An 11,777-nucleotide genomic window follows, 5' to 3' on the forward strand; every position below is an offset into this window, starting at 1 on the left:
TGCCGGTACCGGGTGCAACCGCTGATCGAGGACGGTCTCGGTGAACCCGAGCGTCGGCGCGCCGATCGTGACCGGTTCGCCCGGCGCCAGCGGGGCGCTGATACTCGAGACGACCGTCGCCTCGGTCGGACCGTACGCGTCGAACATGGTCCGGCCCGGTGCCCAGCGTGCCACCAGTTCCGGCGGGCAGGCCTCGCCGCCGGTCACCACGCACCGCACGCTCTCGAGACCGGCGGGATCGACCGAGGCGAGCGCCGCAGGCGTGACGAAGCAGTGCGTGATCCGCTCGCGCCGCAGCAGGTCCGCCAGGTCGTCGCCGCCGTAAACCGACGGGGACGCGATCACCATCGTCGCGCCGGGCCCGGCCGCCAGCATCAGTTCGAGCACCGAGGCGTCGAAGCTCGGCGACGCGAAGTGCAGGGTCCGGGACCCCGCGGCGGTCCCGAACGTGTCCTGCTCCGTCGCAGCGAAATTCGCCAGCCCGCGGTGGGTGGTCACCACACCCTTCGGTGTGCCGGTCGACCCCGATGTGTAGATCACGTACGCGGGGTGGTCGACGTGCACTGCGGACGAGCGGTCGGTGTCGGTCACCGCCGTCGCCGGGAACAACGACAGCTCGGCGTCGGTTCCGGGGTCACCGAGATCCAGCCACGGGATCGACGCGGGCAGGGCGGACCGCACCGCGGCCGTGGTGAGACCGGCGACGGCGCCCGAATCGCCGAGCATGTACTCGATGCGCTCGGCCGGATGGTTCGGGTCGACCGGCAGGAACGCGGCCCCGGTCTTGGCCACGGACCAGACGGCGAGAACGGATTCGACGGACCGCGGCAATGCCAGCGCCACCACCTGTTCCGGTCCGATGCCGCGCCCGATCAGGAGCCGGGCGAGCCGGTCCGACCGCTCGTCGAGGTCCCGGTAGGACACCCGGTGTCCGTCGAAGACCAGTGCCGCGGCATCCGGGTCCGCGGCGGCGGCCGTCAGCAACTGCGGCAGCGTCCGCACCGGCACGCCGGGGCCCCCGCTCACCGGCGTCAGGGCGGCCCGCTCGCCGGCGCCGAGGACGTCGACGTCGCCGACCGGGGCGTCCGGCGAGTCGGTGACGGCGCCCAGGATCCGGACCAGGCGCTCGGCGAACGCGGCCACCGTGTCCTCGTCGAAGATGTCGGTGGCGTATCCCAGCGCCGCGCTGATCCCCGCGGGACGACCGTCGGCGTCGACGTTCTCCCGCAGGGTCAGCTGGAGGTCGAAGTTGATCGTGTCGAACTCGAGGTCCAGGGGTTCGACGTGGAGGCCGGGAAGCTCCAGCTCGGGGCGCTCGGTGTTCTGGAATTCGAGCATGACCTGGAACAGCGGGGAGTACTCCGTCGAACGGGAGGGACGCAGACTCTCCACGACGCGTTCGAACGGCACGTCCGCGTGCGTGAACGCCCCGAGGTCGGCCTCACGGACCTGCGCGAGCAGTTCGGTGAACGTGCTCGAGCCGTCGACGGGGGTGCGGAGCACGAGGGTGTTCACGAACATCCCGACCAGGTCGTCGAGTTCGGCCTCCCCGCGGCCCGCGATCGGTGTGCCCACGGCGACGTCGTCCGATGCACTCAGCCGCGACAACAGCACCGCCAGCGCGGCGTGCAGCACCATGAACACGGTCGACCCGTGCCTGCGCGCGGCCTGCACGACACCCTGGTGGAGATCCGGGCCGATCCCGAACTCGACGCGGCCCGCGCCGAGGGTGCGGGCGGGCGGGCGGGGCCGGTCCGTGGGCAGTTCCAGCACGTCGGGGATGTCGGCGAGCGCCGCCGTCCAGTAGTGGAGCTGGCGGGCGAGCGGCGACTCCTCGTCGTCTTCGTCGCCGAGCCGGTCCCGTTGCCAGAGTGTGTAATCGGCGTACTGGACGGGCAGCGGAGTCCAGTCGGGTGCCACGCCGCGGGCGCGGGCCGTGTACGCAGACAGGACGTCGCGGGCGAGCGGGACCATCGAGAAGCCGTCCGCCGCGATGTGATGCACCACCACGGCCAGCACGTGCTCGTGCTCGCCGGCCGCGAACAGCCGGGCCCGCAGCGGCGCTTCCGTCGTCACGTCGAATCCCGCGGAGAGCAGGCGGTGGAGTTCCGCGTCGACGTCCGACAGCGCGACGGTGTGCGGTGTGAGATCGGGCGCCACCGTCTCCGGCGGCAGGATCACCTGCCGTGGGCCGGCGTCGGTGAGCGGGAAGACGGTGCGGAGGGATTCGTGGCGCTCGACGACGTCGGCGACGGCCGCCTGCAACGCGGCCACGTCGAGCGTGCCGGTGAGGCGGAGTGCGATCGCGACGTTGTATGCCGCACTCGCCGTGTCGAACTGGTTGGCGAACCACATCCGCTGCTGCGCCAGCGAGACGGGGACCTCCCGCGACGGATCCCGCGGGGCGGGCGCCGGCCGGGAGTCCGCCCGCAATTCCCCGGCCTCGGCGCGGGCGGCGAGCCCGGCGACGGTCGGGGCGTCGAACACGTCCCGCACACCCAGGCGGTCGCCGACCGCCGCGTTGACGCGGGCGACGAGCCGGGTCGCGGTCAGCGAGTTCCCGCCGAGCGCGAAGAAGCTGTCGTTCGCCCCCACCCGGACGATGCCGAGGAGGTCGGCGAACACGGCGGCGACGATCTCCTCGACCGGATTGCGCGGGGCCACGAAGCCCACCGTCGCCGTTCCGAAGTCGGCGTCCGGCAGCGCTTTCCGGTCGAGCTTGCCGTTGACGGTGAGGGGCAGGGTGTCGATCACCACCACCGCGGCGGGCACCATGTACGACGGCACGGTCGTCCCGACCGCGGCGAGAACGGCCGCCGCGTCGACGTCGGCGCCGGCCTCCGGCACCACGTACCCCACCAGCCGGTCGCCGTCCCGCTCGTCGCCGCGCACCACGACCACCGACTGCGCCACCCCGGCGCACGCGGCGAGGGCGGTCTCCACCTCGCCGAGTTCCACCCGGAACCCGCGCAGCTGCACCTGGAAATCGCTGCGCCCCACATACTCGAGCCGCCCGCCCGCACCCCATTTGACGACGTCGCCCGACCGGTACATGCGCGCCCCGTCCCGGCGGTGGTCGAACGGGTCGGCGACGAACCGCGTCGCGGTCAGCCCCTGCCGCCCGATGTAGCCGCGGGTCACCTGGTCGCCGGACACGTACAGCTCGCCCACCACCCCGGGCGGCACCGGATGCAGCCGGCCGTCGAGGACGTAGACGCGCAGTCCGGGGAGTCCGCCGCCGATGACCGAGCCGGACACGGACGCGGCCAGCGCCCGGTCGAGGGCGAGGTAGCTGACGTGCACCGTGGTCTCGGTGATGCCGTACATGTTCACCAGCACGGGGGCGCGGTCGTCGTGCCGGGTGTACCACCGCTCCAGTTGCCCGACGTCGAGGGCTTCGCCACCGAAGATCACGTGCCGCAACGACAGTGGCGTTGCGTCGCCGTCCTCGACGGCGCTCGCCGCACGATCCGCCTCCGTCAGCTGATAGAACGCCGTCGGCGTCTGGTTCAGCACCGTCACCCGTTCCCGGCGGAGCAGTTCGAGGAACGTGTCCGGCGACCGCGCGGTGAAGTAGTCGACCAGCACCAGCCGGCCGCCGTGGACGAGCGCACCCCACAGTTCCCAGACGGAGAAGTCGAAAGCGTACGAGTGGAACAGCGTCCACACGTCGGACGAGTCGAACCCGAACAGCTCCCGGGTGTTGGCCAGCAGCGCGACGACGCACCGATGCGACACCTGGACGCCCTTCGGCCGCCCCGTCGATCCCGACGTGAAGATGACGTACGCGACGGCGTCGGCCCACAGCGGCTGCAACCGGTCCGAGTCGGTGACCGGCAGCCCGGACAGTTCGGCCACCGCTCCCACCGTGTCCGGATCGTCGATCGCCACCACCGGAAGTCCGGCCGGCGCCAGCGACGCGAATTCTGCGCTCACCACGGCGCACACGGGTCGCGCGTCCTCGAACATCGCTGCCACCCGCTCGGCGGGATAGCTCGTGTCGACCGGCACGTACCCGCCACCGGCGGCGAGCACCGCCAGCAGCGTCACCACGAGGGCGGGTGTGCGATCCACCATCACCGCGACCAGCGACTCGGTGCCCACCCCCTCGGCGATCAGCAACCGCGCCAACCGGTTCGCCTGCTCGTCCAGTCGGCCGTAGGTCAGAGACTCGTCGCCGCACACCACCGCGATGGCGTCCGGGGTGTCCGCGGCCACTCGCGCGAACAACTCGACCACCGTCTGCGCGTCGGCGGTGACCCCCTCCCGGTTCCACCGGTCCAGCACCAGGTCGCGCTCGGCCGCACCGAGAACCGGGATGTCCCCCACCACCGCAACCGGGTCGTCCACCACCGCCCGCAAGACCCGGACGAAGCGTTCCCCGAACCCGTCCACCGACGACCGGTCGAACACGTCCGTCGCATACAGGAAGGCCGCGGACATTCCTGCAGCGCCGCCGTTTTCGTCGTGATGCTCGGCGAGCGCCAACTGCAGGTCGAATTTGGCCACGCCCGGGTCGACGTCGACGGCTTCGACGGTCAGGCCCGGCAGTTCGAGGTGGGCGCGCACCGTGTTCTGGAATTCGAGCAGCACCTGGAACAGCGGCGAGTGGGACGTCGACCGGCCGGGGGCCAGCTCGTCCACCACGCTCTCGAAGGGAACGTCCGTGTGCCCGAACGCGCCCAGGTCCGTGTCGCGGGCCCTGGCCAGCACGTCGGTGAACACGTCGCCCGACCCCACCGGAGTCCGTAGCACCAGCGTGTTGACGAACATTCCCACCAGATCGTCCAGCGCCGCCTCGCCGCGACCCGCGATCGGGGTGCCGATGGCGACGTCCCCCGATCCGGTCATCCTCGACAGCAGCACGGCGAGCGCCGCGTGCATCACCATGAACAGCGTCGCGTTGTGCTCGCGCGCGAGCAGGAGCAGTTGCCGGTGCAGGCCGGCCTCGATCGGGAACTGCGCGGTCGCCCCCGCGAGTGAGCGGGTGACCGGCCGGTTCCGGTCGAGCGGGAGGGCGCTGACCTCCGGGAGTTCGGCCAGTACACCCCGCCAGTACTGCAATTGCCGGGACATGAGACTGTCCGGGTCCTCGGCACTGCCGAGCAGCCGGCGCTGCCACACGCTGAAGTCGGCGTACTGCACGGGCAGCGGCTCCCAGCTCGGCAGGGTCCCGGACCGGCGCGCCGAATAGGCGACGATCAGGTCTCGGGCCAGCGGCGCGAGTGACGCCCCGTCGGCGGCGATGTGGTGCACCACGATCACGAGCACGTGCTCGTCCGGACCGGTCCACAACAGGGCCGCGCGCAGCGGGACCTTCGCGCTCACGTCGAATCCGCCCGTGAGGAGCGTCGCGATGCGGTCGTGCAGCGACTCGTCGCCGTCGACCTGCGGGGTGAGGTCGGGAACGACGTCGGCGGTGTCGACGACCACCTGGTACGGCCCGTCCTCCGACGCGGGGTACTTCGTGCGCAGCGACTCGTGCCGCTCGATCACGTCCCCGACCGCGGCCCGCAGCGTGTCGGCGTCGAGGGGACCGATGAGCCGCACGGCCATCGGGATGTTGTACGCCACCGACGACGTGTCGAACTGGTTGATGAACCACATCCGCTGCTGCGCCAGCGACAGCGGGATGCGCTCGGGCCGCTCCCCGACGGTCAGCGGTGGCCGGTCCACGAGTTCGGTGCCCGCCCGGCGGACGTGCGCGGCCAGCAGTTCGACGGTGGGCGCCTCGAACAGCGCCCGCACCCCCACGTCCGAACCGAGGGCCGCGTTGACCCGGGCGATCACCCGCGTCGCGACGAGAGAGTTGCCGCCGAGGTCGAAGAAGCTGTCGTCGACACTGATCCGCTCGACGCCGAGGACCTCGGTGAACACCTCGGCGATCGCCTCCTCGACCGGGTCGGCAGGAGCCTTGAACTCGGCCGCCGCGGACAGGAACCGCGGTTCGGGCAGCGCCGCGCGGTCCAGCTTCCCGACCGGGTTCAGCGGGATCTCGTCCAGCACCACGACCACCGAGGGAACCATGTACGCCGGCAACCGGTTCCGCACCTGACGCAGCAGTTCCGACGTCTCGATCGGCCTGCCCGCGGCGGGGACGACGTACGAGACCAGAACCGTGTCCCCGGACGGGCCCGGCCTGCCGATGGTGACGGCCAGTCGCACGTCCGGATGCGTCTGCAGCATCGCGTCGATCTCGCCGAGCTCGATGCGGAAACCGCGGACCTTCACCTGGAAGTCGCTGCGCCGCAAGTACTCGAGCGTGTGGTCGGGCCGCCACCGCACCACGTCGCCGGTGCGGTACATCCGGCCCCGGCCGTACGGGTCGGCGACGAACCGCGCCGCGGTGAGACCCGGGCGGCGGTGATAGCCCCGCGCCACACCGGCACCGGCGATGTACAGCTCACCCGGCACCCCGACGGGTACCGGATGGAGCCGGGCGTCGAGCACCACTTCCTCGGTGCCCCGGAGCGGCCCACCCAGCGTGATGGGGTCGCCGGGGGTCATCGGCGCGCTGATGTTCGCCATGATGGTCGTTTCGGTCGGGCCGTAGGCGTTGTGCAGCCGACGGTCCGGCGCCCACCGGGCCACCAGGTCGGGTGGGCAGGCCTCGCCGCCCACAGCCACGTCGAGGAAGTCGCCCAGCGAATCGGGCGGGATCGTTCCTAGCGCCGCGGTGGTGACGAAACCGTGCGTGACGCGTTCCGACCGCAGCAGATCGGCCAGTTCGGAGCCGCCGTATGCGGTCGGCGGCACCACCACCATGGTGGCGCCCACCCCGAAGGCCTGCAGGTACTCGAACACGGACGCGTCGAAACTGGGTGTGGAGAAGTGCAGCGTCCGAGACGATCTGGTGGCGCCGAACCGCTCCTGCTGATCGGCGGCGAAATTGTCCAGGCCGCGGTGGGTGACGGTGACGCCCTTCGGCTGCCCCGTCGAACCGGACGTGTAGATCAGGTACGCGGCGTTGTCGAGGTGCAGCGGTCGAGTGCGGTCCGAGTCGGTCAGCGGACCGTCCGGGCGGGCGGCGCACTCGGCTCGGAAGTCCGGGTCGTCCAGCACGCACCACGGAATCGAATCGTGCAGCCGGCCGCGCACCGACTGCTCCGTCAGACCGAGCACCACACCCGAATCGGCCAGCATGTAGTCGACCCGGTCGGCCGGGTAGTTCGGGTCCACCGGCACGAACGCCGCCCCCGTCTTCGCGACCGCCCAGACGGACGCCACCGATCGGAACGACCGCGGCAACGCCAGCGCGACGAACGATTCCGGTCCCACCCCCTGGTCGATCAAGATCCGCGCGACCTGCGTCGACCACCGGTCCAGCTCGCGGTACGACAATTCTTCGCCTTGCCGGGTCAGGGCGGTCGCCGCCGGATCGAGTGCCGCGGCATCGGCGAAGAGGCGGGGCAGGGTGCGCTCGGACCGGGCAGGCAGGCCGCGGACCGGTGTCAACGCGGAACGTTCGTCCACGGACAGGATCTCGATGTCACCGACCGGAACGTCCGGACCGGCCGTCATCGCATCGAGGATGCGCAGGTACCGTTCGGCCGCCACCCGGACCGTTCGGGCGTCGAACAGGTTTGCGGCGAAACCGAATTCGACGGTGGCCCCGGCCGGTCCCCCCGACTCGCCGACCGCTTCCGTCACGGACACGCACAGGTCGAGGCCGGGGAACTCCGCTTCCGGGGAGCCGGGGGGCCGGGTGTCGAGCAGCACCTGGACGATCGGTGCGTACGCCTCCGACACCGACACGCCGAGCTCGCGCACCAGACGGTCGAACGGAACCCCGGTGTGCGACACCGCGTCCGCGGCGATGTCCCGGACGTGGGCCAGGTAGTCGCGGCACGGCACCTCGCCCGCGTACCGCGAACGCACCACCACGGTGTCCGTGCGGTCACCCACGTCCACTGCCGTCCCGACGGCGATGTCGCTGCTTCCGGTGACCCGGCCGAGCAGGATCGACAGCGCGGTGAGGAACACCGTGCTGCCTGCGGTGCCTGCGCCTTCGGCCAGCGCGGCCACCCGGCGGTGCAACTTCGCAGGCACCACGACGGTGACCCGGTCGCTCTCCGGCGACAGACTGGCGGGCCGCCGCCGGTCGGTGGGCAACGGCAGGAGGTCGGGCAACCCGTCCAGTCGCCGGCGCCAGTACTCGACTTCCCGGGCCTCGCCCAGCAACCGTTCCCCGATGCGGGCGCTTTCCTCGTGGATGTCGCCCACGAGGGTCGCCGGGTCCGTGGTGGCCAGTTCCGCGAGCAGTTCGACGCACTGCCGATGGTGTTCGCGCAGTTCGCCGCGCTCGTAGCGGCTGGGATTCGCACGGAAGTCGACGAAGATCCTCGTGGGTGTGCCGCTCTGGTACACGTTGATCAGCAGGTCCTCCACCGGACCCGAGGTGACGATGTGGAAGTCGCCCACCAGCGGACCCAGCGCCACCTCCTGGCGGAACAACATGACGTTCACCATCGGCCCGTACAACTCCGTCGACGCGGTGTCGCCGGCGTCACGTCGGATGTCGTCGAGGCTGCACCGCTGGTGCCGCAGTGCCGCGACGAGTTCACGCTGGACCTGCGCGACCAGGTCGGCGACGGTGTCCTCGGCCCGGACACGGACGGGCATCGGGGCGACGTTGACGAGCATGCCGCCGGAATTGCGCAGCACCGCCGTCGTGCGCGCCGACACCGGGATGGTCACCAGCACATCGGTTCTGCCGGTGCGCCGCGCCAGGTAGCACGCCGCGGCCGCGATGATGGTCGCCGCCGACGGGCTGTCGCGGGAATCGAGGACGGCCACGACGTCGTCGGAGAGGACGGCACTCTCGACCGTGCTCGCGGCGGACACGTGCCCCGCCGTCCGCGCCAGGGTGGTGCCCTCGACCCCGGCGACCCGCTCCGCCCAGTACTCGCGGTCGGTCAGGAAACGGTCCGAGGCGCGGTACCGGCTGTCGATGTCGTACAACTGCCGCAGGCCGACCGCCCTGTTCGGATCCGGTTCGCGGCCCGCGACTTTCGCGGAGTACCGGTGCGCGATGCGGCGCAGCATCGTCATCGCACCGTAGCCGTCGAGGGCGACGTGGTGAATCCTGCTGTACCACAGGAAGTGCGTATCCCCGGTCTGCAGGATCGATGTCTCCACCAGCCGGTCTGCGCTCAGGTCGATCGGCGTGACGTAGTCACGCTCCATCCATTCGTGCGCCGCCGCCACCGGATCCTCGTCGGCGCGGAAGTCGACGTACGCGATCGACGTGTCCGTCCGGTGGTCCACGTACTGCAGCGGGCGGCCGTCGACGTCGTAGACCTTGAGGAACGGCGATTCGAATTCGCGGGCCGCCTCCACCGTCTCCTGCCGCAACAGATCCATGTCCAGTGCACCGCGGAACTCGACGTACTGGGCGATGAAGATCGGAACCCGCGGTTCCAGTTGCTGAGCGAACCACGTGGCCCGCTGCGCCGCCGACAGCGGAATCGGTTCGCCGCCGTCCGGGGCGGAACCGTCGGGTCGCTGTCCCGGGACGCGCAGGTCCGCGGGGCGGCGCCTATCCCCCGCCCCCGGAACGGGTCCTTCACCTTGTCCAGGGCACACTAGAACTCGACCTCGCCCCGCCCAACCAGGACGGACGCACTCTTTCGAGTATCCGCCCGCGCGGCGTTCCGGGTCCAGGGCACTGCGGGTCCAATGCCGCCGATGGATACTGGGCCTCATGACCGAGCGCGTCGACACACCCGGCATCGATCCCGCGGACTTCCGCGTCCACGTGGTGGCACAGGCCATCCGGCTGTTCTCCGAGAACGGGTACGAGGCGACGACCGTCGAGCAGATCGCGTCGGCCGCCGGGGTGTCCCGGCGGACGTTCTTCCGCCAGTTCCGCTCCAAGGAGGACGTGATCTTCGCCGATCACGAATCACTGTTTCAGCAGGCAGAGGACCATCTGACCACGGAAACCGACGACCCGTGGGCGGCGGTCTGCAGGACGGCGGGCCTGGTCTTCGACAGGTTCCGGGAGAACCGGGAACTGGCGGTGCGGCGGTACCAGGTGGTCCAGAGGGTTCCCGCGCTCCGCGACCGGGAGATCGTCACCGGCGTCCGCTACGAGCGGTTGTTCGTCGACTACCTGCGCGGCGTCGTGCCCACCCAACCGGTCCTGAAGGTCATCGGATTCGCGGCCGCTGTCACCGCGTGCCACAACTTTCTGCTTCGGAACATGATCAAGGGCGACCCGGACGCCACCGCGGAGGAACTCGAGCGGGCCCTGCTCGACGTGCGCCGGACGTTCGGCGTCGCCCCGGGGGCATCCACGCAGGAAGAGGACGCCGTACTGGTGGTCTCGTACCCGCCGGGGACTCCCGTGGAGGAGATCACCGGGCGCATCCGCACCCAGTTGTCGCGGCGCCGGAGTTGAGCGGCCGAGAGTGACGACTCCCACCCTTGACTGGCACTCAGTGCCGTGGTTGACTGCTCTCCAGTGGCAGTAGTTTGCCGACCACGAACGTTGCGGCCCACCTGAACGGAAAAGAACCTGGCACGGAGTGCCGCTCAGACTCGGTGCCGTCGAGACTCAGCAAGGAGCGCCCCCATGGCCGGAAATCCGGACTTCGATCTGTTCAAGCTCGGTGAAGAGCACGACGAACTGCGGTCCGCGATCCGCGCGCTCTCCGAGAAGGAGATCGCACCCCACGCGAAGGAAGTCGACGAGGATGCGCGCTTCCCCGAAGAGGCGCTGCAGGCCCTCGTGAACTCCGGCTTCAACGCCATCCACGTCCCCGAGCAGTACGACGGGCAGGGCGCCGACTCCGTCGCCACCTGCATCGTCATCGAAGAGGTCGCCCGCGTCTGCGGCTCCTCCTCCCTGATCCCCGCCGTCAACAAGCTCGGCACCATGGGCCTGATCCTCAACGGCTCCGAGGAACTCAAGCAGCAGGTCCTGCCGCAGCTCGCGTCCGGCGAGGCGATGGCGTCGTACGCGCTGTCCGAGCGCGAGGCCGGGTCGGACGCCGCGAGCATGCGCACCCGCGCCAAGGCCGACGGCGACGACTGGATCCTCAACGGGTCCAAGTGCTGGATCACCAACGGTGGCAAGTCCAGCTGGTACACCGTCATGGCCGTCACCGACGCCGACAAGGGCGCCAACGGCATCTCCGCGTTCATGGTCCACAAGGACGACGAAGGATTCGTCGTCGGACCGAAGGAGAAGAAGCTCGGCATCAAGGGTTCGCCCACCGCCGAGCTGTACTTCGAGAACTGCAAGATCCCCGGCGACCGCATCATCGGCGAGCCCGGCACCGGTTTCAAGACGGCGCTGCAGACCCTCGACCACACCCGCCCCACCATCGGCGCGCAGGCGGTCGGCCTCGCACAGGGCGCCCTCGACGCCGCCCTCGCCTACACCAAGGACCGCAAGCAGTTCGGCAAGTCGATCAGCGACTTCCAGGCCGTGCAGTTCATGCTCGCCGACATGGCGATGAAGGTCGAGGCCGCACGCCTCATGGTCTACACCTCCGCGGCACGCGCCGAGCGCGGCGAGAAGAACCTCGGTTTCATCTCCGCGGCAGCCAAGTGTTTCGCCTCCGACGTCGCGATGGAGGTCACCACCGACGCCGTCCAGCTGTTCGGTGGCGCCGGCTACACGACGGACTTCCCTGTCGAGCGGATGATGCGTGATGCGAAGATCACACAGATCTACGAAGGCACAAACCAGATCCAGCGCGTCGTGATGTCGCGTGCACTGTTGAAGTAGGCGGCTACGCCGCCCGTGCGTGGTTAGCGAGTCTCTGGAC

The 11,777-nt window shown here is 70.4% G+C and carries 3 protein-coding genes; 2 read left to right on the forward strand and 1 reads right to left on the reverse strand.

Annotated elements, in window-relative coordinates:
• Positions 1 to 9,585: amino acid adenylation domain-containing protein (locus tag ACFTZB_RS36150; protein WP_378439247.1), on the reverse strand; the 9,585-nt coding region annotated here is incomplete at its 3' end.
• 118 nt (positions 9,586 to 9,703) lie between these two features.
• On the opposite strand from ACFTZB_RS36150, the gene ACFTZB_RS36155 reads away from it, so the two are divergent.
• Both ACFTZB_RS36155 and ACFTZB_RS36160 read left to right on the forward strand, forming a co-directional pair.
• Positions 9,704 to 10,402, forward strand: coding sequence for a TetR family transcriptional regulator (locus ACFTZB_RS36155; RefSeq protein ID WP_124395055.1), 699 nt, complete (start codon positions 9,704 to 9,706; stop codon positions 10,400 to 10,402).
• Between the two features lie 174 nt (positions 10,403 to 10,576).
• Positions 10,577 to 11,737: an acyl-CoA dehydrogenase gene (locus tag ACFTZB_RS36160; protein ID WP_378439250.1), complete on the forward strand. Its 1,161-nt coding sequence runs from the start codon at positions 10,577 to 10,579 to the stop codon at positions 11,735 to 11,737.
• Positions 11,738 to 11,777: the final 40 nt, after the last annotated feature.

The organism is Rhodococcus sp. NPDC057014 (genome assembly GCF_042673295.1).
Classification (GTDB): domain Bacteria; phylum Actinomycetota; class Actinomycetes; order Mycobacteriales; family Mycobacteriaceae; genus Rhodococcus_F.

What these genes read in the sequence shown, in the direction of transcription:
- ACFTZB_RS36155 (WP_124395055.1), top strand. Translation starts at nt 9,704, where the DNA reads ATGACCGAGCGCGTCGACACACCCGGCATCGATCCCGCGGACTTCCGC.
- ACFTZB_RS36160 (WP_378439250.1), top strand. Translation starts at nt 10,577, where the DNA reads ATGGCCGGAAATCCGGACTTCGATCTGTTCAAGCTCGGTGAAGAGCAC.